This window comes from Desulfovibrio sp. JC022, from assembly GCF_010470665.1.
Lineage (GTDB): Bacteria > Desulfobacterota > Desulfovibrionia > Desulfovibrionales > Desulfovibrionaceae > Maridesulfovibrio.
Window position 1 is genome coordinate 252678 of record NZ_VOPZ01000007.1, and the last position, 24630, is coordinate 277307.

Consider the following 24630-nt stretch of genomic DNA (forward strand, 5'->3'; position numbering starts at 1 on the left):
AGATAACCGGGGGCATTTAAATAATTCAATTCCGGGAAATTAATTATTCCCATTCGATGGTTGCCGGCGGCTTGGAGGAAATATCCAGAACCACGCGGTTAACACCTTTAACCTCGTTGATAATCCGGTTGGACATACGAGCGAGGATATCGTTGGGGATGCGTGACCAGTCAGCGGTCATGGCATCAATGCTGTCTACCATGCGAAGTGCAATGACGTGCTCATAAGTACGATCATCGCCCATAACTCCGACAGTCTTGAGCGGAAGCAGAACAGCGAAGCCCTGCCAGACCTTGCGGTACCAGCCGGAAGCATGCATTTCGTTCTGTACGATCTTGTCAGCCTGACGCAGGATTTCAAGACGCTCTTCAGTGATTTCACCCAGAATACGGATAGCGAGACCCGGACCGGGGAAAGGCTGGCGCCAGATGATGAACTCGGGCAGACCCAGTTCGTAAGCAACCTTGCGAACTTCATCTTTGAAGAGTTCACGCAGAGGCTCAACCAGATCGAGATCCATATCTTCGGGCAATCCGCCAACATTGTGGTGAGACTTGATTACCGCGGAGGGGCCTTTGAAGGATTCGGACTCGATTACATCAGGGTACAATGTTCCCTGTGCAAGGAATTTAACATCCTTAAGCGCGGTTGCTTCTTCGTTGAAGACATCAATGAAGGTGTAACCGATAAGCTTGCGCTTCTGCTCGGGATCATCAACGCCTTCGAGCTTATCAAGGAACAGCTTTGCGGAATCAACGCACTTGACGTTGAGTTCAAAATGCTCTTCAAGAAAGCCGATAACTTCTTCACGCTCGTGCATACGCAGCAGACCGTTATCTACAAAGATGCAGTGCAGACGCTTGCCGATGGCCTTGTGCAGCAAAACAGCAACAACAGTAGAATCAATACCGCCGGAAAGGCCGAGAACAACCTGATTGTCACCAATCTGTTCGCGCATTTCCTTGATGCAGTTCTCTACAAAAGAGGACATGGTCCAGTCAGCTTTAAGGCCGGCAACTTTGAAAACAAAGTTGTTGATGATGGTGGTGCCGCTTTCGGTGTGTGCCACTTCGGGGTGGAACTGGAGAGCGTACATTTTCTTTTCATCGTTAGCCATAGCTGCGAAAGGAATGGATTCGGTAGTACCGCAAACCTTGAATCCCTCGGGGATAGCTTCAACGCGGTCACCATGGCTCATCCATACAGTGAGTTTTTCCACGTCTTCGATTCCTTCGAAGAGAACGCAATCAGCAGAGCCTTTAAATTCAGCGCGGCCGTATTCACGATCTTCGGAAGAAACAACGCGACCACCAAGATCGTTGGTCATGAGCTGCATGCCGTAGCAGATACCCAGAACAGGCACACCAAGCTCAAGCAGAGAAGAATCCAGCTGCGGGGACTCTTCTTCCAAAACAGAAGAAGGACCGCCGGAGAGGATAAGCGCGCCGGGGTTGAGATCTTTGATCTTCTGCGGATCAACATTACAGGGGTGAATTTCGGAATATACACCCGCTTCACGGATTCTACGGGCGATCAGCTGAGTAAACTGAGACCCGAAATCCAGAATAATTACTTTATTATCGTGCTGCATGACGACTCCTGAATATTAATAAGAATCGACCCGGTAGTTGGGTGCTTCTTTTGTGATGATTACATCATGTACATGGCTTTCTTTGAAACCGGCGGGAGACATGCGGGTGAACTGTGCTTTCTCAGCCATTTCATCAATATTAGCACAACCCACATAACCCATACCGGAACGGAGTCCACCGATGATCTGGTAGACACTGTCAGAAACGGGTCCTTTGTAAGGAACGCGTCCGACAATTCCTTCAGGGACCAACTTGTTGGTATCCTTCTGGAAATAACGGTCAGAGCTACCCTTTTTCATTGCGTCAATGGAACCCATTCCGCGATAAAGTTTGTAACTGCGACCCTGATAAAGAACTTTCTCGCCGGGGCTTTCATCGGTTCCTGCGAACATGGAGCCCATCATTACGGTATTTGCACCCGCAACCAGAGCCTTAACAACGTCGCCGGAAAATTTAATTCCGCCGTCGCCGATAACGCCGATACCGCGCTCTTTACATGCTCTGGCAGCTTCCATAATGGCTGTGATCTGAGGTACACCAACACCTGCGACAACACGAGTGGTGCAGATAGAGCCGGGGCCGATACCTACTTTAACCGCATTTACACCTGCATCAATGAGAGCATTCGCGCCATCATAAGTAGCAATGTTACCGCCGATGATCTGAACATCGGGGTAGCAGGAACGAAGTTCCTTAATAGCGTCCAGAATACCCTTGGAATGTCCGTGAGCAGAATCAAGAGTCAGGAAGTCAACTCCGGCTGTGATCAGCGCAGAGCTGCGTTCCATGAGGTCACGGCCAACACCGACGGCAGCTCCTACACGGAGGCGGCCAGCTGAATCTTTGGCAGCATTGGGATATTTCTTGACCTTGTCGATATCCTTGATGGTGATCAGCCCGGTAAGCTTGTTTTCATCATCAACAACCAGCAGCTTTTCAATGCGGTTGGTATGAAGATGACGCTTTGCTTCTTCTGAAGAGGTACCCTTCAAAACAGTCACAAGATTGCGGCTGGTCATCACTTCGGAAACAGGGACATTACGGTCGGTGATGAAACGGACGTCGCGGTTGGTGATAATACCTACGAGGTGCTCACCTTTTACAACCGGGAAACCGGAAATTTTAAATTCGGCCATAAGGTCGAGAGCCTTACCCACGGTATCATCAGGATGAACCACGATGGGATCGGTAACCATTCCGGACTCAGATTTTTTTACTCTTTCCACTTCACGGACCTGATCCCGGACGCTCATATTTTTATGAACAACTCCGGCACCGCCGTGGCGTGCCATCTGAATAGCCATTTTGGACTCAGTAACTGTGTCCATGGCTGCACTGATAAGGGGGATACCGAGAGTAATCTCTTCGGTGAGCTTGGCGGATACGTCCACACTATCGGGAAGAACTTCCGAATAGGCGGGCAAAAGCAGAACATCGTCAAAAGTCAGAGCCTGACCTACTACCTTTTCCATATTGCCCTCGCAAAATGATTTGAAATATTAGCTAAAAGAAAAGAGAAATCATTACATATGATTCCTCTCAAGGGACCGGGCCGGTCTTTTTGGCGATCTACCGGGCAGCGGTGCCATCTGTTTCACAGGAGTTTTGGCAGGTTCTTCCCTGCCGGGAATTTCAATTTTGATGAACTGATTATATACTTTTTTGCCACGGACTCAAGGCCGTAACCAAAAAGTTATTAAAAGTGTTCGGCACCGCATATTTGCAAGGCCGATTTTTGTCAACACTTATGTGTCTCACCACAATACAAATGCTTTTTTTCACATAAAGATATCCAGCACAACTCAACGATAATATTAAATAAAAACAAATCCCCCGACATTTTTGCCGGGGGATTTTAATTTCTGGGATTAAAGCCCTAAGTAAGCCTTCTTAATATCATCGTTCTCAAGAAGCTTATCACTGGTGTCGGAAAGTATAATCTCTCCGTTTTCCATGACGTAACCGCGGTGGGCAGTCTTTAGGGCGAGGTTTGCATTCTGCTCCACCAGAAAAACCGTGGTGCCGCTTTCCTCATTAATCTTTTTCACGATCTCGAAGATCTGGCGAATGATCAATGGCGCGAGACCAAGAGAAGGCTCATCAAGAAGCAAAAGTTTGGGCCGGGCCATAAGTGCCCTTGAAATAGCCAGCATCTGCTGCTCACCACCGGAAAGGTTACCGCCAAGCTGCTTGCGACGCTCCCAGAGGATGGGAAAAAGCTCAAAGACATGATCCATGTCAGCCTTTACTCCGTCCTTGTCATCACGCAGAAACGCTCCCATGTCGAGATTCTCAGTAATGGTCAGGTCCGGGAAAATGAGACGCCCTTCCGGAACCTGCGAAATTCCCATCTTTACGATCTTATCAGGCTTGGCTTTATGAATCGGCTCGCCATTATAGAGCACTTCACCTGTACGGGGAGGCACCACACCGCTGATGGTCATCAGCGTAGTGGTTTTACCGGCACCGTTAGCACCGATAAGGGTGATAATTTCACCCTGCCCTACTTCAATATTAATATTGCGCAGAGCCTGAATATTTCCATAAAAGGTATTTACGTTTTTAAGTTTAAGCATCGACGAGTTCCTCCCCGAGATAAGCCTTGATTACAGCGGGGTTCTCGCTGACTTCCTGCGGTGTGCCATGGGCAATTTCACGCCCGTATTCAAGCACAAACAAACGGTCTGACAAAGACATTACCATTTTCATATCATGCTCAATAAGCAGTACCGAGATTTTATGTTTATCCTTGATGGAAACGATAAGCTCTTCAAGCTCTGTTGTTTCCTGCGGGTTCATGCCTGCTGCGGGTTCATCCAAAAGCAGAATAAATGGATCTGTCGCCAGAGCACGGGCTATTTCCAGCCTGCGCTGTGCGCCATAAGGAAGGTTACGGGCCAATTCATCAGCAAACTGATCAAGGCCGAGTTCCTGCAAAAGTTCATAACTTTTAAGGATGGTCTCCTGTTCTTCCCTGCGGGTGCGAGGATCACGGAAAACCGCGCCAAGAAAGGTTGCCTTGGTCCGGCAATGACAGCCGATCATGACATTTTCAATTACTGACATAGAAGGAAAAAGCCTGATATTCTGGAAGGTACGGGCCATTCCCAGTTCGGTAACCTTATTAGGTTTCATGCCGTTAATGCGTTTAAATCCTTCGCCATAAGGATCAACATTAACATCACCCTCGGTGGGATTGTATATTCCGGTGATGCAGTTGAAGAAAGTTGTCTTACCCGCCCCGTTAGGGCCGATAAGGGCGACAATTTCCCCTTCCTTCACATCAAGATCAACATCATCGAGGGCACGCAGACCGCCGAAATCTTTGCTGACGCCCTTAACCTGGAGAACAGTTCTTCTTTCATTACTCATGGGCGCCACCTAAAGCCTTTTTCACTGCGCTGATATCAATTTTCTTGCGAACATCCCGAACCAGCCCCTGCGGCCTGAAGACCATAACCAGAACCATGGTCGCACCGAAGATCAGCATACGGTATTCGGAAAATTCCCTCATATATTCCGGCAGCAGAATCAACACCAGCGCACCGAGGATAACCCCGAGGATGGAGCCCATGCCGCCGAGAACAACAATGGAAAGAATAATTGCCGATTCGAGGAAGGTAAATGACGCAGGGTTGATGAAGGTGGTCTTGGCGGCGAAAACAACCCCGACCATACCCGCCCATGTGGCACCCAGCGAAAAAGCCATCAGCTTGGTCTTCATCTTGTCGATACCCATAGCCTGACAGGCGATTTCATCCTCACGCAGGGCCTGCCAAGCACGTCCGATACGGGAATTCTTGAGCCTGTTGACCACAAAGATGGTGAAAATCACCAGCACCAGCATCAGGTAATACATAAAGTTGATCTGGGCCATAAACCCTTTGGCAAAGCCGAAAAACTCAGGGCGGGCAATATTAGAAATACCGGAAGGACCATGGGTAAATGTACCCCAGTTTTCCAGCACAAGACGAATAATCTCACCAAAACCAAGAGTTACGATGGCAAGATAATCACCGCGCAAACGCAGGACCGGAAAACCGAGCAGGATACCACAAAACGCACCAAGCAAAGCACCGAGCGGCAAAGCCACCCAGAAACTTATTCCCCAATACATATTCATAAGCGCGTAGGAATATGCCCCCACTGCGTAAAAGGCCACGAAACCAAGGTCGAGCAACCCGGCCAGACCGACAACAATATTCAACCCCAGCCCCAGCACCACATAAATGAGTGCCGAAGTCATGACGTTGACTTGATACATTGAAAACAGTTTGGGAAATGCAACGGCAAAACCGGCCACAGCGATAAGCGCGGGCCAGTATATTTTAGGATTGACCATCAGTTTGCTGAAAAGAGTAACCTTTTCAACGCTGGCCTGTTCTTCCGCCTTCTGCCCCTTTTCCTTACGTTCAAGCATGAAACGCCAGAGGTAAGATAAGATAAAAGCAGCCACCCCTACATACAGAACCCGGTCCAAATGCCAGGTGACAGACTTATCAATGGTGTTCACGAAGACCCCCATAATGGGCAGGGTCAAAAACATGAACCACAATGAAGCCAGTATAGATTTTTTCAAGCCTTCCATATTAAAAATTATCCATTTTTATCATTTTTAATCAGCGGGAGACAGCTCCCGCACCATCAGCCAGGCTGTTACACCTTCTGGATCGGAGCCTTTCCAAGCAGTCCTGAAGGCCTGAATATGAGAATAAGGACCAGCAATGCGAAGGCGAAAACATCTTCATAGTCACTGGAAACGTATCCGGTGCAGAAACTCTCAGTCCAGCCGAGAATAAGACCGCCCAGCATAGCACCGGGCACGGAACCGATTCCGCCGAGAACAGCGGCTGTGAAAGCCTTGATACCTGCGATAAATCCAATAAAAAAGTTTATCTGCCCAATGTGTGAGGCAATAAGCACACCACCGACAGCCGCAAGTGCGGAACCGATAACAAAGGTGGCAGAAATAACCTGATCAACATTGATGCCGACGAGCATGGCCATTTTACGGTTCTGAGCCGTGGCGCGCATGGCCTTACCCATTCTGGTAAATTTGATAAAAAGATTGAGAGCAACCATAACCACAGCGGCTACGACAATGATAACAAAGTCAGATGAGCCGACCATGGATTCATACTTCCCGAGGAAATTAAACTCAGGAATCAGGTTGGGGAAGGAGAGAAAGTCTGAAGTCTGGGACAGCATCACGTAGTTCTGAAGAAAAATGGACATACCGATGGCGGAAATGAGCGGAGAAAGCCTCGGCGCACCACGCAAAGGACGGTAAGCAATTTTTTCAATGGTATAACCATATGCTGCGGCATAGATTATCGCAGCAATGGAAGCCAGAACAATAATAGAAGCCGCCGGGAATCCGAAACTAGTCAAAATCCCTGCGACAACAAGTCCCACAAATGCCCCGATCATATAAATTTCACCGTGGGCAAAGTTAATCAGTTCGATAATACCGTAAACCATGGTGTAACCGAGGGCGATAAGAGCATAGATGCTTCCCCTGGTCAGACCACTGAAAAATAATTCCAGAAAATATTCCATTTGGACCCTGCTGAATCAAGAGCCAGGGGACAGACAACAGCCTGTCCCCTGAACCGGAATTGCTAAAAAAAGAAGCTTATTTAACTTCCACGTACTCGCCGTTTTTCACCTGATAAACAGAGAAACCTACACCGATTGCGTCACCCTTGGCATCGAACTTAATCTTACCAACGGGAGTTTCAACTTCGTTGGTGCGCAGAGCTTCAACAATTTTGTCGTAATCAGTAGACTTGGCGTATTCAATAGCCTTGAGCAGTGCCAGAGCGGCGGAGTATGCTTCAAAGTAGAAAGCACCGGGCTCAGCGCCGTAATGAGAATCTTTGTACTGCTTGAGGGAAACCTTATACATGGGGTTACCGGTAATGTCCTGAGGACCGGTAGCGTAAACGCCTTCAGCTGCGTCGCCGGCGATGTCGATAAAGGTCTGAGCCTTAACACCGTCGTCGGAGAGAAAGGGGATAGTCATTTTTTTCTTGCGCATCTGGGAAACGACTTTAGAAGCTTCGGGGTGGTAACCACCGAAGATAACGCCGTCAGCACCGGAAGCTTTAATTTTCTGCACAACTGCGGAATAATCAACTGCACCGGGAGTTACACCTTCGAACAGAACAGGCTCAACACCTTTTTCTTTGATGTACTTCATAGTGTACTCAGCGAAACCTTTACCGTAATCACCTTTATCATGGATGATAGCGGGCTTTTTGAGGCCGAGTTTTTCAATAGCAAACATAGCTGCCAATGCACCCTGAGCGTCATCAGAAGCGATAGTTCTGAAAAAGTTGGGATAGTCGCCGCTTAAGGTCAGCGAGGGACTGGTTGCGGAGGGAGACATACAAACCAGATTGGACTCTTTATAGATAGGAAGTGCTGCTTTGGTCGGGCCGGAACAAATATGGCCGAGAACAACGTTTACCTGATCGGAGAGAAGCTTCATGGCTGCGTTGGTGGCGAATTCAGGCTTGCACTGATCATCCTGAAGAGAAAGAACAACCTGCTCACCGTTCACGCCGCCAGACTCGTTAATAGACTTAACTACGAGCTTTGCAGCTTCAACAGTGGGAAGACCGTAGGAAGCGAGGTCTCCACTATGAGCACCGGGAACACCAAGAACAATTTTGCCTGCTGAAGCAGAACCGAAACTACCGATGGTCATCATAGCTGCGACCATCAGTACCAGCAATGAACGTTTCATTATAACACTCCTTGACTGCGTTAATTTGGGCCGTTCAAGCCCGGTTACCGTATTCACCTGCGTAACAACTCGTGCCGATTCGCCACAAGTAAGAAACGTGAATAACCCTATCATGTTAATACAGCTGTTGAAAACAACAGACTGCGACTATTCATTGATTTCCCACAACCGATGTCCTGGTCCGGCAAGACGGACATAATTAGATTGCGCAAAAACAACTAACCTGCACTATTAATTACCCAGCATTGAGCAAACTTGTCAATGTTTGGCTTCAAATTACGAATAAAGTAAGCCAAATTAACCTGCTCGTAAAAAAATAGTCTGTTTTGCCCCTTTTTAAACCCGTCAAAAAATATAAAATTCGAAGTAAATACTCACTGACTACTTTTTCATTAAAACCAAAGCCAAATTTAACCAGAACACAAAAAAAAGGGAACCCGTTTTTACGGATTCCCTTTTTTAGACTTATATTTGACTGAAATTATTACTCTGCGTGAGCATCCTTTTTCAGTTCCTCTTCAGCACGTTTTTTCATTTCCGCTGAAGTTTTGGGGTTAGCTATTATCTGTTTCAGCTGCGCATCAGCATCTTCATGCTTATGCAGGTAGTATTTCTTCACAATAGCGGCATTGAATCCAGCCATAGAATCATCCGGTTCAATCGCAACGATTTTATCAAAAACGGTTGCGGCCTGCTCAAACTGCTCAGCCTGATAGTAACACATGCCCAGTCCCATCAGGGCCTGCACATTTTCCGGTTCAACGCTGACCACTTTCTCGAAGAATGTCTGCGCACGGCCATAGGCCCGGATCATCATAAAAGAATTGGCAAGCTCGAGCTGGATTTCCAAGTTGTCCGGTTCTTTGCCCATTTGTTCCATGAGTGCACGTACATTCTTCATAGCATCTTCACTCATGCCCTCTCCCATACCGCCGGACATTCCGCCGCCTTTACTCTGCTGCTGGAATTCAACCTTATTGCCGGGATGGCTCATGCGGTAAGTCAGCGAGGAAATAAACAAGGCTACGAGAGCCAAGCCCAGAAGCCAGACGACGGCTTTCTGTCCGCCGCTAAGTGTAAAATCCTTTAATGATTTACTTGTCATTATCGAGCATCTCCATCTGTCTGATACGGCGGTCCATGGATGCACCCTTAGCCGCGATAAATGCCAGATAACCGGCAATCACGGTCCACACAGCAATATTTGCAATCAGAAGGTAAGTTTCACTACTCATTATATATACTCCTTGCCTTCGGCGACCCTCCGGGGGCTTAAACCCTTTGGAAAGGGTCTAAGAAACCCAAACTTTTTTAGTAGGGCTTCGCCGTTTTATATGGCAATTTGTCAGTTAATCTTGATCCCAGACCATGCGGGCATCGAGTTTACCCGAGAGCCTGACCTGACGATAACGCACCGCCAGCAGAACCAGCCAGAACAGACCGAATGCCGCCAGATTGACCATCAGTGTGGTCAACATTTCAGGCTCCATTCCGCCGCCCTTTGCACCGAGCACATTGGGATGCACACTTCTCCAAAGTCGCGCAGAGTAAAAAACGAGAGGGACATCTACAAATGCGACAACTCCGAGAACCGCACAAACAAGGGAACGACGTTCAGCCGACATAGGTGAAGTCCTGAGCACAAGATACGCTGCGTAAACAAACCACATAATTAATGTGGTGGTCAGCCTCGGGTCCCATGTCCACCAGACATTCCACGCCGCCCTGCCCCAAAGGGAACCGGTAACAAGGGCCAGTCCGCTGAAAACAACTCCGATCTCAGCGGCAGCCCCGGCAATGTAATCAAACTTGATATCACGTTTCAGCAAATACGCCGCACTGGCAACAAAAACCACGAAAAAACTGATCATGGCCCAAGCCGCCATTGGCATGTGGACATAAAAAATCTTCTGGACCAGCCCCATAGTCATTTCAACGGGTGCGTACATCCAGATGAGATATTGTCCGGCACAAAGTGCTATACCGGCCAGCAGTGCCGCGATTGCAAGATTCATTTACAAGCTCCGTAATAACTATATTTAACGGCGTGCCTACTGCTCGCCGCTGTATACAAAAGGAAAAAGGATCAGGCCTGCACCACTGAACAAAGCCGAAGCGGAAACAATAATCCCCATCCACGAACTCTGATCCATAATGTTAACCCCGGAAAACACCGAAGTCAGCAATTGTATTGCTCCCAGCAGGATGGGCAGCATCAGGGGAAAAAGAATCACCGAAAGCAGGGATTCCCGTGCGGCCTGTCCCTGAGAGATTGCACCGAGCAATGCCCCAAGGGCGACCAGCCCCCAATCCGCAGCCAGCAGGGTTGCAGCAAAAACTGCAAATGATCCCTTCATATCCTGACCGAGAAATACAATTGTAGCCGGGAGAAAAACAAGTTGCGAGCAAAGCAGCAACCCGAACCCGGCAAGACCTTTTCCGAACCAGACAGCGTGCAGGGGAACAGGCGATGAAAGCAGTCCCAAGCGCGCTTCATTTGATTCTTCCATTGAAAACAAAGTATTGAAAACCAAAACAAGACCGAAAGACGAGGCCAGCCAGAATATGGCTGAAGCTGCCTGCGGTTCAACCAGCTGCCCAGCGGGACGCGATAAGCTGAACACAAAGATCAGCAGTAATCCCAGCAAAACCGCCTGTGTAAGCCCCTGCCCTCCGCCTATGGAAAGGCGCAGGTCTTTGGCCGCAATGACCAGTCCACGCTTAAGCATTCTCCCCTCCCAATATGGTTTCAGGGTCGAATTCAGAAGCAGCCCCAAGATAAGCCATCCTGCGCCCGGCAAGTCCGAGGACCCGGTCCGCAAGTGAAGTATCATGGTTCACATCATGACTGATCCAGACAATGGCGGTTCCACGGTCGCGCATGGCCACAACTTCATCACGCAAAAGCGTAAGCGAAGCCTGATCAAGCCCTGTTCCCGGCTCATCCAAAAAAAGAAGATCCGGATTCACAAGGAAAACGCGGGCCAGATTCAAACGCTGAGCCATACCTCTTGAGTATGAACCGGCCTGTTCTTCAGCAGCTTTCTCCAACTCCACCCGCTTTAGCAAAGTCGTCAGCTCTTCACGGGAAGGAGAAAGGCCGTACATAGAAGCCCAGAATGAAAGGTTCGCCAATCCGCTGAGACGCGGATAAATAAAGGTGGAATGTCCCAGATAAGCGGTTTTTTCCGGCTCCGTCAAAATCTCCGCGCCCCCGGCTGAAGGCCGTGAAAGCCCGGACATGATCTTGAGCAGAGTGGTTTTCCCCGCGCCGTTGCGCCCGACTACGAGAAGAATCTCCCCGCGCAATACGTCGCAACTGACATCCTTAAAGATCAGCCTTGTTCCGAAGAACTTAGCCGCCTTTCTAATCTTAAGAGCTACACTTTCATTCTCAGCCACTTCAGTCCGCCTAAGTCAGTTTCGGTTTTCTAAAAGCCATGAATCCAAAGAGACACATCAAAGTGCCACCGATCCACATCCAGTTAATAAGCGGATTAAGGCTCATCTTAAGCGTCGCATTACCTTCAGCATCCACGCTCAGCAAAGTTGCGTATATTTCGCTGCCGAGACTTGGGATAACCGAAACTTCAGCAAAAGGCTGATCAAAGTTACGATAAAGTCTGCGTTCAGGCGCGAGCAGACCGACAGGTTTGCCGTTCTGCGTGACTTCCACGATTGCGGCTATTTTCGCCATTTCGGGAGTCTGCCCTTCAGCCAGTTTTTTAAAAGTCATTGTGTAGGAGCCGAGCTGGACGGATTCGCCCTGCTTAACCACATACTCATGCTCAACTTTATTCGGACCGGACCAGGCCACGCCGAGGAAAACAAGAGCCATCCCGAAGTGCAGTCCGTAAACACCGATCATGGAACGAACTTTGCGCAGCTGGGGGATAAAAGCAAAAACGCCGATAATCCCGACCAGAGAAGCAATGGCCGCAGCACTGGTAATCAGGCCCAGAGGATTGTGAAGGCCGCAGGCATAACTGATGGCACCGCCGCCGATGAAAGCACCGCCCACAAGGTACAGACCGCGCTTATCAAAAATACCCTCTTTCCAGTTATACCACGGGCAAACCGTAAAAATAAGGATGATCAAGCTGAACAGGGGCAGACAAACGCGGTTATAAAACCGTGCATCAAGCCCGATGGGGTTCGCGCTCCACATCTTGCTGATCACCGGCCACATGGTTCCCAGACCGACCACAAGGCCGAGGCCGAGAAAAGCCCATGCCGCTATGACAAGCATGCCCTGCCTGCTGTTCAAACCGGAAAGAGTCCTGGATTCAGGACGAGGACCGGCAACAAGAACAAACACGATCATAGCAAGAAAGGAAAGCTGGAAAAGCAGAAGCGGCAATGCCACGCCATTTTCACCATAGGCATGCAGGGACTGCACGACACCGGAACGAACCAGATAAGTGGCAAAGATGCAGAGCAGCAGGGTCAACGCCATAAGGAAAACATTAGTCCTATGCAGGGCCTTGCGCTTGATCTGAATGATGGCGGTATGCATGAAAGCGGAAGCACTAAGCCACGGAATAAGAGATGCATTTTCCACGGGGTCCCATGCCCAGTAACCGCCCCAGCCGAGTTCCATGTAAGACCACCAGCAACCGAGAACGATTCCGGCAGTCAGGAAAATCCAGGCCAGAATATTCCAGTTACGTGAAAAGGAAACCCATGATTTAACTTCACCGGAAAGGTACGCTGCAAGAGCAAGGGCCGCAGTACTTGTAAACCCTGCATAGCCGAGGAAAAGCAGCGGCGGATGAAAAATCATTCCGGGGTTACGCAGCAGCGGGTTCATGCCCCGCCCGTCCGCAGGTGTTGGCACCAGTTCCATAAAAGGATTGGACCAGCTTGTTAAAAGGAGCAGGAAAAAAGCCTGCACCACCATATAAAACAGCCAGTAATAAAGTCTTGTTTTTTCTGAAAATTCCTTAAAGAGCGGAAGTTTCGCAAAAATGACTCCCATAACAGCAATAGACAGCATCCAGAAAAGCAGGGAACCGTCGGCTCCGGCCCAGAATGCTGTAAGCGTATAGAAAATGGGAAGTGTATTATCTACATATTCGTAGATGTATTTGAACGAATAATCCCTATTAACAAGGGCAACGGTCAAGATGAAGCTGGCACCGACGACCAGACCGGCGATTGCAATATTCGCCTTGTCAATCAATTCCAGCACACTGCGTTTGCCCGTAAGCAGGGCCAAGCACGCATAAGCACCCGCCCCCAACGCCACAAGCAGGGCGATGAGGAGCAACAGGTTGGCAAAAAGCTGCATATTATATTTACTCCATTACGGATAAAATCTTTAAAAAAACGGAAACCCCGGCCCAAGACCGAAACATGACCGACAGGATCAACCCTCGCGGTTTTCCTTCTCGTACTTGGACGGACACTTGGTAATCAGGGAGGTTGCTTTAAACAGCTTATTGCCGTCGACAAAAGTCCCTTCCACAATCACCTCGACCCCTTCTTTAAAGGTATCGGGAACTGCGCCTTTGTAATCAACGCGGATAGTCCGGGAACCTTCCTTCTGATCAGAAAGATCAAAAGCAACGCCCAGTCCACCAGCTTTGGAATCAATATTCTGAGGCGCAACCTTACCGAACAGCCTTGCTTGTCCAAGCTCAGCCTCATTCATGGTCAGTGCCTCTGAAACATTAAGAAAATAGACGCTATCCTGTGAAATACCTGAATAAATAAGATATCCCAGCCCTCCGAGAAAAAGGATTAAGGCAGCAAAATAAACGCCTTTTCCGCCCTTTTTGGCCATTCTCGTACTCCGTTTTATTTCGAAACGTCAGCGGAAGCATCTTCCTTGCTGACGACCAGTTCTTTTCTTCTCCTGCGGGCAAGTTCACGCATGTCAACAACCTGATCGGTTTCGTCGACAATTTCGCTCCCGAGGATCTCTTCCATAACATCTTCAAGGGTGACAACCCCCGACATTCCCCCATACTCGTCAAGCACAACAAAAAGGTGCATGCGACTTTCGAGGAATTTAACCAGCAGCTTATCAAGAGTGATATTTTCCAGCGCAAAACGGACCGGCTTCATCAACTCTGAAAGCTTAACGTCATCGTGGTCATCCGCAAGCGCTTCAAAAACGGAACGCCTGTAAATAACCCCGACAATGTCCTCAGGATCATCTCCTTCGTAAACAGGAATACGGCTGTGAGGCCACGCGCTGTACTTGGCATGGGCCTCCGCTACGGTCATCTCAGCAGGAAGAGAGAACACAACAGTCCGGGGAGTCATAATTTGCTCAACAATCTTGTCGTCCAACGACAGGATGTTGGCAATTGAGAGGGCTTCATACGGTTTGATCGCCCCGGATCTCCTGGTCAAGCTGACCATAGCTCTTATATCATCTTCCGTAGCCTGCGGACCATCCCCTTTCCTATGAACAAGGCGAGAGAAAAAACCACAGATCCAAATTACCGGAAGAAAGATCCAAATTAAAATTTCCATGGGCCGAGCCAAAACCCGTCCCAGAGGTTCACAATAAACAATGCCGATAGTCTTGGGCAGAATTTCAGATAAAACGAGGATGATGATAGTGAAGCCGAGGGTGAACCAAGGCAGGGTTTCCGCGCCGTACACAGTGGCCCATGCGGCTCCGGCAAACGCGGCTCCGGCAGTGTGGGCGATTGTATTAAGGGTAAGAATAGCAGTGATGGGCCTGTCCACATTGGAACGCAGCTTATGCAGAATCGCTCCGGACTTATGGCCTTCCTTGCGCAGGGTTTCAATCCTGCTCCACGGAAAGGAGTAAAATACGGCTTCACTGACTGAACAGTAGGCAGAAATAAGTGTGGCTACACTAACGGAAAGTATTAATTCCAGCATTAAATTTTGAGTTAAAGTTATTAAATGACGCCATCCGGCATCTTTTTGATACTGGCATCAGTACCAGAAGGCAGATAGTGGCGCAATAAAAATAGGGGGCTGCAAAGCCTTATTCCCTACGGTTTTGCTACAAAATAAAATTTTAAAATAAAATTAGCAAGAGTTCAAATGGTTAGAGCATAAAAAAATAATTACTGCACTACTTTTTGCCCAAAACAAAAATACATTGACCTTTTCGGGTTCGCAATTAAGATATGCGCGCGATGACAAATACACACAGCAATCACAAAGTCGTATTCAGGCTCAGTGCCCTAGGGGACGTGGTTTTGACCACCGGTGTCATTGAATATTGGGCCCGAAAGCACAACTGCACCTTTACAGTCATTACCAAAAATTCCAGCAGTCCTGTATTAGAAAATAATCCTCATATCACAAATGTCATCAACCTTGAGAAGAAAGACCTCGGTGACTTGGCATGGATTAAGAAAGCCGGACAGATAGCCACTGAATATGAAGACTGCGAACTCATCGACCTGCACTCCACCCTGCGTTCCAGAATTCTCGGTGCACGCTGGAAGGGCAAAGTCTCGCGCTACAATAAATTTTCCCTTGAACGCCGCATGTTCAAGCTGACCCGCTCCCCAAAACTGGACCGGACACTTTCGGAACTGCGCGTTACCCAGCGATATGCTTCCGCCCTCGAAGAAAATATCCCGGCCGCTTCCGAGCTGCTGCCTCGTATCTATCTGACTGAAGACGAAAAAAGCATAGCCCGCACGCTGATTGAGGAACATGATTTGGGTCAAGATTTCATAGCATTGCATCCTTACGCCACCCACCCTGACAAAGCGTGGCCTGCGGAAAACTGGCACACGCTTATCAAACGACTCAATGAATCCGGCATAAAGTGGACAATCATCGGTCGTGACGACAATGTATTCGAGCCGCATGGACCGGGATGTAATTTCACCAGCCAATTGCAATTGCGCGAAACCTGTGCACTGCTGAAGAAATCCGCGCTGCTTATAACAGGTGATTCAGGGCCCATGCACCTTGCGGCATCTGTAGAGACGCCGGTTATCGCCATGTTCGGCCCCACCTCGAAAGCTTGGGGATTCTATCCGGCCGGGCCGCATGATGTTGTTCTGGAATCTGAAATGGATTGCCGCCCCTGCTCCCTGCACGGGAAGAGCAACTGCAAGAAGGATCGGGAATGCCTGCGGAAAATTACGCCTGAAGAAGTATTTGAAAAGATTTTAGGTTTGATGCGCTAACGCGCTTTAGGAATAAATTGATTTTGCCTTCGGCGACCCTGCCGGGGGCCTTAAACCCTTTTCCAAAAGGGTTTAAGAATCCCAAAACGTTTCATTAGGCTTCGCCACTATCGTTTCCAATACTTACTTATCTCAACAACACGTTCAGCCATACATTCTGCAACAGCTTTCGGAACCAATCCAGAGACATCCAGCCCTTTTTTCCACTCTTCACGCACAAGAGTAGAACTGATTACAAAATCAAAATCTCCGATTATGTAAATCGACTTTCCGCCCTTTAATTGCCACATATTCTGCCCGACCTGTTCGGCATCAGAAAAAAGACCTTTCAACTTCTGCTCCATGGAACCATGATCCGCCACAGCCCTGCTAACAGCAACAATGCTGGCTAGTTCAGGAATTTGTTGCCAATCTTTCCAAGTAGTAAAAGCCTCCAGCGAATCCTGCCCCATGATGAAGTAAAGTTCGGCATCGGGATAGCGGCGTGCAGCCTCGCGCAAAGTATCAACGGTATAGGTAGGGCCGTCTGCGGAAACATCAATATCGCTGATTTCCAAGACGTCACAATCCAGCACAGCCTTTTCAACCAGCTCATACCGCAACGCGGCAGGCAGCATTTCGCTCTGCCCTTTATGATAAGGATTCCCTGCTGGAACCAGCAGGACCTTATCAAGACCAAGACGCTTTCCAACCCCTTGCGCAACATCAATATGTGTAGAATGCACAGGATTAAAGCTACCGCCGAATAAACCGATTTTCATATTCAAAACCTAAAAAAATACCCGATGAAAGAAAACACTTCCACCGGGATTATTTTGCTAAATTTAACTGTTAATTACGTACATCCCAATTACCAAGCAAAACAAACTTGGTACTGGTCAATTCGGTAGCTCCCATGGGACCGTAGGAATGCAGCTTGGAAGTGGAAATTCCGATCTCCGCACCGAGTCCGAGTTGGCCGCCATCGTTAAAACGTGTGGAAGCGTTAACCCCGACCATTGAAGCATCGACTTCGCGGATAAAACGCATGGCCCGAGCATGATCTTTGGTCAGAATAACTTCACTGTGATTGGAACCGTAGCGGGCAATATGATCCTGAGCTTCATCCTGAGTGGAAACCACTTTCACGCAAAGAATCAAGTCGAGATATTCCATACCCCAATCATCAAAATCTGCGGCAATAGCTTTTGCACCCAGCAAAGGCATGGCCCGAGGGCAACCTTTCATGGTCACACCGTAGCCTTCCAGCAAAGTACCGAGAGATGGCAAAATTTCTTTAGCTATATCTTCATGAACAAGCAGGCACTCCAAAGAATTGCAGGCCGCTGGTTTCTGAGTTTTTGAGTTCATGATGATGTCCATGGCTTCAGGGATTTCGCAATCCTTATCCACATAAATATGACAAACGCCTTTGTAATGTTTGAGCACGGGCATGGTCGCCTGAGACACAACAGCTCGGATCAAACCTTCACCGCCGCGGGGAATGACAACATCGATGTATTCATCCAGCTTGAGCAGCTCGCTGACCGCCTCACGATCGATAACTTCCACAACCTGAACAGCTTCAGCAGGCAGCCCGGCTTTATCAAGGGCTTTCTGCAATAAAGAAGCAAGGGCTAGGTTGGAATGAATAGCTTCAGAACCGCCACGCAGGACTACTGAGTTCCCCGCCTTGAGGCAGAGTACAGCAGCATCAACGGTAACATTGGGGCGGGATTCAAAAATCATCATAATCACACCCAGCGGGATACGCATCTTACCGACCATCATACCGTTGGGACGACGTTCCATCTTCTCGATTTCGCCCACAGGATCAGCCTGCCCGGCAACTTCGTTACAACCCTGAATCATATATTCAAGAACAGCCGGGGTAATTTCCAGACGCTGCAAGCGGGCCTGATCAAGACCGCGTTCCTTGGCAACATCCAGATCTTTCTTGTTTTCTGCAAAAATAAATTCTTTTTCCTGTTCCAGTAAACCGGCCAGCTCGATTATGGCTGCGTTCCTTGCAGTTCCATCTGCACAGGCTATTTTACGGGAAGCTTCCTTGGCCTTGACGGCCACAGCTTTCATTGCTTCAAAATGGTTCATTATTCTACCTCAAAAACATTTATATTGACTGAAATATCATTTTTTCCGCCGATTGATCCTTTTGGGCTACTAAGGATATTGCAAAAAAGTCAACTACCATTTACCAATGATAACCATCGGCAGGGGGTTTTGGTGAGAAATATATGAAATTATTTTTTCTTTTTTTGTCACCTTTTTCAAGCACTTTAACAATTAGTCAAACTTTACGGTAGGTTAATTTAAACTTTCGTTTTTGACCTTTTTGTCAGACTGCATTATATAGCGCACTTCAACTTTGTATAAATTTTTCATGGAGGCTTTCCTTTAAAATGGAAGAACAAAACAACACACAGGACATTCTGAATCAGGTTCACGAATCCACCCCCGACACTCTGCATCCTCTGCTCGACTACATTATTAAGAACGGAAAGATGATTGTAGGCGGGATAGCAGTGATTATTCTTCTTGCTGGCGGTATCTCCGGCGTCAAGTATATGAACCAGCAGAAAATGATCAAGGCCCAGAGCGAAATGGGAACTATCCTGATCAAGTACAGCGGAGCAAAACAGGCAGAAGCTCTGGCCGCTTTTGAAAAAGACGCTCCCGCTTCCATGAAGCCAGCTGTGCAGCTCGCCCTTGCCAAGGCATGGATGGACGCTGACCGCTTTGCTGACGCAAAATCCGTATGGGCTGACATTGCCAAAACTTCTCCCAAACTGGCACCTGTTGCCGGTCTCGGACAGGCCAAATGCCTGATGCTTGAAGACAAGGCTGGCGAAGCAATCACCATTTTGCAAAAAATTAAAGAGAGCGCGGGAGCAGCATACGCTCCTTCCATCAACAGACTGCTGGCCGACGCTGCGGAAAAAGCCGGAAACATTCAGCTTGCAGTACAGGCTTATCAGGGACTGCTGACCAGCTCTCCTCAAGAAGCTTCTTTCTTTGAGTTCAAAATCAAAGAACTCAAGGCTAAACTCTAAATTCACTACAGGCTGATCATAAGTGTACGACTGTATGATCAGATGAGCTTAAGGACGGGGATCCGGCATTAACCATAGGGGCCGGTTCCCCGCTTAGACTCGACAGTCGTGCGTTTGTGAACATTCTGTTAACCCCATGACCTAAGGAGCACATTCATGGCTCACCCACTTCTCAAGGACAGTCCGGGCATGAAAAAGCTGCTTCTCGGCAATGAAGCCATTGTCAGAGGCGCTATTGAAGCCGGTATTCAGGTTGTTACCTGTTACCCCGGCACCCCCTCCTCCGAAGTTCCGGACACTTTCTTCCGCCTTTCCCCTGAAGGCGACTTCACTTTCGAATACTCGGTCAATGAAAAGGTCGCACTGGAAGTCGGTGGCGGAGCCACACTTGCCGGAGCAATGACCCTGACCACCATGAAGCATGTCGGCGTTAACGTTGCTGCCGACCCGCTCATGACTCTGGCCTACACCGGCACTCCCGGCGGTATGGTTCTGCTTTCCGCAGACGATCCCGGATGCCACTCCAGCCAGAATGAACAGGACAACCGCTATTACGCACGCCTTGCCGGCATGCCCTGCCTTGAGCCTTCCACCGCTCAGGAAGCAAAGGATATGACTCGCGATGCACTGAACATGTCCCGCGAAATGTCCGCTCCATTCATTCTGCGCACCACCACCCGCGTCAACCACCTTCGCGGTCCGGTTGAGTACGGTGAAATTGCAAAGCTGGCACCTGCTGAAGGGTTCAAGAAGAATCCCGCACAGTACGTACCAATTCCGGCATTTGCCCGCAGAATGCACGTAGAGCTTCTTGAAAAGCTCGAAAAGCTGCGTGAGATGGCAGAGACCTCCAAGTACAACAAAATTTCCGGTAACGGAAAAATCGGAATCGTTGCTTCCGGTATCTGTAGGGCTTATCTTGCAGATGCACTGGCTGATACCGGCCTTGCCGACAAATTTAAAATCCTTGAGCTGGGCTTCACTTATCCGTTGCCCACCAACATGCTCACCGACTTTATCTCCTCCGTGGAAAAAGTTGTTGTTCTGGAAGAACTTGAGCCTTTCCTTGAAAATGAAATCAGGGTGCTGGCCCAGAAGAATTCCATTGCAGTCGAAGTTATCGGTAAAGATAACGCGCTGCTGCCCCTGAACGACGAATACTCCACCCTGAACATCAGCGCGATTATCCGCGAAGTTATGGGAATGGAAGTTGAGAAGCTCGAAAGCTGTCCCGCGGAAGAAGGACTGCCCATGCGTCCGCCGAACCTCTGCGCAGGCTGTACCCACCGGGCCGCTTACTACGCAGTGAAAAAGGTCTTCGGCCCTGACGCTGTCTGTTCTTCCGATATCGGCTGTTACACCCTCGGTATCCTGCCCCCGCTTAATGCTGCGGACTTCCTGCTCTGCATGGGTTCCTCCATCTCCGCAGGCTCCGGAGCCGCAAAGGCCGCAGGTCAGACCGTGGTCGGCTTCATCGGTGACTCTACCTTCTTCCATTCCGGCATTACCGGACTGATTAACGCGGTATTCAACCAGCACGACATTCTGCTGGTTATCCTTGATAACTCAACCACCGCCATGACCGGGCACCAGCCCCACCCCGGCGTTGAGACCACAGCACTGGGTTCCAACCCCGTGCAGGTTGATATCGAGTCCATCGTCAAGGGATGCGGAGTAAATGAAATCCGCACTGTGAACCCGCTGAATCAGAAAGCCCTCACCAAAGACCTTGAAGACCTGAAGGCTATGAAAGGCGTGCGTGTCCTTATCGCTAAGGCACCCTGTCCTCTCTTCGCCCGCAGAACCCTCAAAAAAGCACCCGGACAGACTGCTTACGTAGCTGATCAGACTGACGAAGTGCTCAAGGTGATGGAAGAACTGGCCTGTCCCGCATTTGAAAAAACTGCGGAAGGCGTTGAAATCAACGAAATCCTTTGTTCCGGCTGTATGCTCTGCTTACAGCTGACTAAAGATATTAAAGCCCGGAAAAGGAGCAGCTAATGGATACCAGGTTGCGTATATTCATGACCGGGGTCGGCGGACAGGGAACCCTGACAGCCACCAACCTCCTCGCACAGGCGGTTCTTGACTGCGGTATCGATGTCACTGCCGGAGAAATTCACGGAATGGCCCAGCGCGGCGGTGTTGTAGAATCTGCACTGCTCATCGGACTGGCCTCTCCCAAAATCGGACATGGCGAAGCAGACGTCATCCTCGGCTTTGAGCCGCTGGAAACTCTGCGCGCCCTGCCTTACCTTAAACCCGGCGGCACAGTGCTTTCCAGCACCGAATATGTTCCGCCGCTTTCCGTATGCACCGGAAAAGCAGAAAACACACCCCTTGAAATTATCAAGGAAAAGGTTGATACCTGCGCCGGAAAAGCATACTACCTGCCCTGCCAGAGTTTAGGCCTTGAAGCCGGAGCTGTGCAGAGCGGTAATATTGCCCTGCTAGGAGCACTCTGCGCCACAGGATGCATTCCGCTTAAACCGGAACAATTGGCTGAGACAATCAAATCAGCCATGAAACCGAAAATTGCGGATATCAACCTGAAGGCTCTGGAACTCGGAGTGAAGGCAGTATCTTAAGTAAATAAATCGACAGCCGCATGTTTCCATGCGGCTGTCGACTTTCCAGAACAGTATACCATATCGGGAGGTTACTCCCGAATGCGCCCCCAAAAGTACAAACAATATTTTAGGCCGGAACCACGGAGCGCAAAAGCTCCGGCAAAGCTGAAACTAAAAACAGCCTGGACGGCATGAGTAAAGAAATGACTAGAAACGGACTGACGGAACGAGTGGACAATATCTATCTTTCAACTTTGAATGAAATTCTTGATTCTGTAGCTCCCCATCACGATTTGGAACCCAGCCTCAATGCGATTCTTGAAGTTCTGTCCAAAGACCTCCACTTCCCGCGTGCATTCCTGGCCATCATGGACCCGGAATCGGAAAAACTGAAGCTTTCCATTACCCACAGCCCAGCTAAGGACTACACAGCCACTTACGCACCGGGTAAAGGAGTTGTGGGTAAAGTTTACGAGACCGGTGAATCTGTAATCATCCCCAGAATGTCGGACGACAACCAGCTGCTGAATAAAGCATTCAACAGATCTGAGGAAGAACAGAAAAAACTGTCTTTTATTTGCGTACCCATAAAAAGCACTGATTCAGACGGCAATCAGGAAGTCCTCGGCGCACTGAGCGTAGACTCCCCCATTCTGCCCATGAACGACCTGCTTGAGCATAAACAATTTCTCGAAGTAGTGGCCGCCCTGATCTCCAATCAGGTCTCCCGCCTACAGGAAGAAATGTCCCTGCAAGCCCAGTTGCTTTCACAGGGTATGATGCCCGGAGCGGTGGATGTACCTCCGCCGGCTGACTTTGTGGCTACGTCCAAAAGCATGAAACAAGTGCTTAGGCAATCCCGTCAGGTCGGCCCCAGCCGCGCCACAGCACTGCTGCGCGGTGAATCCGGTACCGGTAAGGAACTTCTTGCCGAGGCCATTCATTCATGCAGTCCCAGAAGAGATAAGCCGCTGGTCAAGCTCAACTGCGCAGCCCTTCCCGCCGAACTGGTGGAAAGTGAACTTTTCGGACACCAGAAAGGTGCCTTTACCGGTGCTTACCAGAATAAACGAGGTCTCTTTGAAATCGCCAACAACGGAACCCTGTTCCTTGACGAAATCGGAGAGCTTTCCCTTGACGCACAGGCCAAAGTACTGCGTGCCATTCAGGAAAAGGAAATCCAGCGCGTAGGCTCCGAACAGCCTATTGCTGTTGACGTCCGCCTCATCTGCGCCACACATCAGCCGCTGGAAAAGCTGCTGCGTGAAGGCAAATTCAGGGAAGACCTTTTTTACCGCATCAACGTATTCCCAATCTTCATTCCGCCCCTGCGTGAGCGTCGCGAAGACATCCTGCCGCTGGCGGAAAAATTCCTCGATATGTTTTCCGGGGAATACAGCAAGGAAATCAAAAGGATTTCCAGCCCGGCCATTGATCTATTCACCCAGTACCACTGGCCCGGAAACGTACGCGAGCTGAAGAACTGCATCGAACGCGCGGTACTCATCTGCGAGGAAGAGGTAATCAGGACTTACCACCTGCCCCCGACCTTGCAGACTGCGGAATCCACAGCCACCGACACCTCCCTTTCCTTTGGTGAGGCTGTTGCAAAGTTCGAACAGGAACTGCTGGTCGACTCCCTGAAAAAGGCGCGCGGCAACATGTTGCAGGCAGCAAGAGACCTGCGGGTAAGCTACCGTATCGTCAACTATAAGGTCAAAAAGTACAATATTGACGTCAAGAAATACGCAGGCGCAAAAAAGAAGAAATAAAACATGCATACTTTAAAGCTCGCCGGAAAAGGCATTCTCAAGCCTCTCCTCTGCACAGCTTTATGTCTACTGACATTGATTATCATGGGTTGTTCCAGTGCTAAACAAGCACCGGGGCAACCCTTTGTCATTCCTTTTGACTCCGATCACATCACAACAGATAAATCCCTATCCGTATCCACTAAACTTTATCCTGATGGCGATGATGAACGCGACTTCAAAACCATCACCCATCAGGATTTCTACTTTGGCAACAAGAATTGTACTGCCAGTATACGTCTAATCCTGAACCGCAAAGCCACCGTAGACATGCCCGAAATCGGCGATTGGTCAACGGTCTCAGTTGGCGATTGTCTGGATAGCGGTCAAGATACAAACTGCTACACAGCGCATATCGACTGCCATCTGGTACGCACAACCTTCATTTCTACCGGAAAACGCAGCCTCGCCGTAATCAGAGTACGTAACCGGGCACGGGAGCCGCAGGAACTCTGCAAACAATGGGACCCGCACAATCTCAGCCCTGATCAGCAGGAAGAAGTTGAAACTTTCAACCAGACTTCTGATTCTTTGTTTATGTACAAATAAAGCCTCCGGCGGCCCTGCCGGGAGCTTTAAACCCTTTTGAAAAAGGGTTTAAAAATCCCAAAACTTTTTAGTGGGGCTTCACCTGAAACATTTTCATAAATAAAACCCGCAATATCTTGATCGATATTGCGGGCTTTGTTTGTCGCACTTTTAAATATACGAAGCGGCGAAG

At 49.1% G+C, this 24630-nt stretch carries 23 protein-coding genes; 6 read left to right on the forward strand and 17 right to left on the reverse strand.

Annotated features, from left to right (window positions below; genetic code table 11):
• Window positions 1-43 precede the first annotated feature (43 nt).
• The 15 genes from guaA to FMS18_RS13160 all read right to left on the reverse strand — a co-directional run bounded on the left by guaA (window position 44) and on the right by FMS18_RS13160 (window position 15204).
• Window positions 44-1591 carry a glutamine-hydrolyzing GMP synthase gene (gene guaA, locus FMS18_RS13090; RefSeq protein WP_163295120.1) on the reverse strand — a complete coding sequence of 516 codons (1548 nt, stop codon included), beginning with the start codon at window positions 1589-1591 and terminating at the stop codon, window positions 44-46.
• 15 nt (window positions 1592-1606) lie between these two features.
• Window positions 1607-3064 (reverse strand): IMP dehydrogenase, encoded by a 1458-nt coding sequence (gene guaB, locus FMS18_RS13095; protein WP_163295121.1) that lies wholly within the window; start codon window positions 3062-3064, stop codon window positions 1607-1609.
• A 396-nt stretch (window positions 3065-3460) separates the two neighbouring features.
• Window positions 3461-4168: an ABC transporter ATP-binding protein gene (locus FMS18_RS13100; protein WP_163295122.1), complete on the reverse strand. Its 708-nt coding sequence runs from the start codon at window positions 4166-4168 to the stop codon at window positions 3461-3463.
• Window positions 4161-4964 (reverse strand): ABC transporter ATP-binding protein, encoded by an 804-nt coding sequence (locus FMS18_RS13105; RefSeq protein ID WP_163295123.1) that lies wholly within the window; start codon window positions 4962-4964, stop codon window positions 4161-4163. The genes FMS18_RS13100 and FMS18_RS13105 overlap by 8 nt, the downstream gene beginning before the upstream one ends.
• Window positions 4957-6180: a branched-chain amino acid ABC transporter permease gene (locus tag FMS18_RS13110; protein ID WP_163295124.1), complete on the reverse strand. Its 1224-nt coding sequence runs from the start codon at window positions 6178-6180 to the stop codon at window positions 4957-4959. The genes FMS18_RS13105 and FMS18_RS13110 overlap by 8 nt, the downstream gene beginning before the upstream one ends.
• 68 nt (window positions 6181-6248) lie before the next feature.
• Window positions 6249-7151 carry a branched-chain amino acid ABC transporter permease gene (locus FMS18_RS13115; RefSeq protein ID WP_163295125.1) on the reverse strand — a complete coding sequence of 301 codons (903 nt, stop codon included), beginning with the start codon at window positions 7149-7151 and terminating at the stop codon, window positions 6249-6251.
• Window positions 7152-7227: 76 nt separating this feature from the next.
• The gene (locus FMS18_RS13120; protein ID WP_163295126.1) at window positions 7228-8343 is read right to left on the reverse strand and encodes a branched-chain amino acid ABC transporter substrate-binding protein; all 1116 of its coding nucleotides are present in this window, start codon (window positions 8341-8343) and stop codon (window positions 7228-7230) included.
• A gap of 484 nt (window positions 8344-8827) precedes the next feature.
• Window positions 8828-9448, reverse strand: a complete 621-nt coding sequence (locus FMS18_RS13125) for a tetratricopeptide repeat protein (protein ID WP_163295127.1) — start codon at window positions 9446-9448, stop codon at window positions 8828-8830.
• Window positions 9438-9578 (reverse strand): CcmD family protein, encoded by a 141-nt coding sequence (locus FMS18_RS13130; protein WP_163295128.1) that lies wholly within the window; start codon window positions 9576-9578, stop codon window positions 9438-9440. The genes FMS18_RS13125 and FMS18_RS13130 overlap by 11 nt, the downstream gene beginning before the upstream one ends.
• Window positions 9579-9692: 114 nt before the next feature.
• The gene (gene ccsA / locus FMS18_RS13135) at window positions 9693-10358 is read right to left on the reverse strand and encodes a cytochrome c biogenesis protein CcsA (protein ID WP_163295129.1); all 666 of its coding nucleotides are present in this window, start codon (window positions 10356-10358) and stop codon (window positions 9693-9695) included.
• A gap of 36 nt (window positions 10359-10394) precedes the next feature.
• Entirely contained in the window at window positions 10395-11072 is a 678-nt protein-coding gene (locus FMS18_RS13140) for a heme exporter protein CcmB (protein WP_163295130.1), read from the reverse strand.
• Window positions 11065-11745: an ABC transporter ATP-binding protein gene (locus FMS18_RS13145; RefSeq protein WP_163295131.1), complete on the reverse strand. Its 681-nt coding sequence runs from the start codon at window positions 11743-11745 to the stop codon at window positions 11065-11067. The genes FMS18_RS13140 and FMS18_RS13145 overlap by 8 nt, the downstream gene beginning before the upstream one ends.
• A 10-nt stretch (window positions 11746-11755) precedes the next feature.
• Entirely contained in the window at window positions 11756-13633 is a 1878-nt protein-coding gene (locus tag FMS18_RS13150; RefSeq protein ID WP_163295132.1) for a heme lyase CcmF/NrfE family subunit, read from the reverse strand.
• 78 nt (window positions 13634-13711) lie between these two features.
• A complete protein-coding gene (locus FMS18_RS13155) occupies window positions 13712-14128 on the reverse strand; it encodes a cytochrome c maturation protein CcmE (RefSeq protein ID WP_163295133.1) in 417 nt (138 codons plus the stop codon).
• Between the two features lie 14 nt (window positions 14129-14142).
• Window positions 14143-15204, reverse strand: coding sequence for a hemolysin family protein (locus tag FMS18_RS13160; protein WP_163295134.1), 1062 nt, complete (start codon window positions 15202-15204; stop codon window positions 14143-14145).
• 263 nt (window positions 15205-15467) lie between these two features.
• Here FMS18_RS13160 and FMS18_RS13165 point away from each other — a divergent pair, with 263 nt between their 5' ends.
• Entirely contained in the window at window positions 15468-16478 is a 1011-nt protein-coding gene (locus tag FMS18_RS13165) for a glycosyltransferase family 9 protein (RefSeq protein ID WP_239061036.1), read from the forward strand.
• 107 nt (window positions 16479-16585) lie between these two features.
• Here FMS18_RS13165 and nadD read toward each other — a convergent pair whose 3' ends face one another.
• Entirely contained in the window at window positions 16586-17239 is a 654-nt protein-coding gene (gene nadD, locus FMS18_RS13170; RefSeq protein WP_163295136.1) for a nicotinate-nucleotide adenylyltransferase, read from the reverse strand.
• 70 nt (window positions 17240-17309) lie between these two features.
• Complete coding sequence (locus tag FMS18_RS13175) at window positions 17310-18569, reverse strand: glutamate-5-semialdehyde dehydrogenase (protein ID WP_163295137.1); 1260 nt, start codon at window positions 18567-18569, stop codon at window positions 17310-17312.
• A gap of 308 nt (window positions 18570-18877) precedes the next feature.
• Between FMS18_RS13175 and FMS18_RS13180 the strand changes: the two genes are divergently transcribed.
• The 5 genes from FMS18_RS13180 (at window position 18878) to FMS18_RS13200 (ending at window position 24458) form a co-directional block, all read left to right on the forward strand.
• The gene (locus FMS18_RS13180) at window positions 18878-19528 is read left to right on the forward strand and encodes a tetratricopeptide repeat protein (protein WP_163295138.1); all 651 of its coding nucleotides are present in this window, start codon (window positions 18878-18880) and stop codon (window positions 19526-19528) included.
• A gap of 156 nt (window positions 19529-19684) precedes the next feature.
• A complete protein-coding gene (gene iorA / locus FMS18_RS13185) occupies window positions 19685-21529 on the forward strand; it encodes an indolepyruvate ferredoxin oxidoreductase subunit alpha (protein WP_163295139.1) in 1845 nt (614 codons plus the stop codon).
• Window positions 21529-22116 (forward strand): indolepyruvate oxidoreductase subunit beta, encoded by a 588-nt coding sequence (locus FMS18_RS13190; protein ID WP_163295140.1) that lies wholly within the window; start codon window positions 21529-21531, stop codon window positions 22114-22116. The genes iorA and FMS18_RS13190 overlap by 1 nt, the downstream gene beginning before the upstream one ends.
• Window positions 22117-22301: 185 nt before the next feature.
• Window positions 22302-23870 (forward strand): sigma 54-interacting transcriptional regulator, encoded by a 1569-nt coding sequence (locus tag FMS18_RS13195; protein ID WP_163295141.1) that lies wholly within the window; start codon window positions 22302-22304, stop codon window positions 23868-23870.
• A 3-nt stretch (window positions 23871-23873) separates the two neighbouring features.
• Complete coding sequence (locus tag FMS18_RS13200; RefSeq protein ID WP_163295142.1) at window positions 23874-24458, forward strand: hypothetical protein; 585 nt, start codon at window positions 23874-23876, stop codon at window positions 24456-24458.
• Window positions 24459-24630 lie beyond the last annotated feature (172 nt).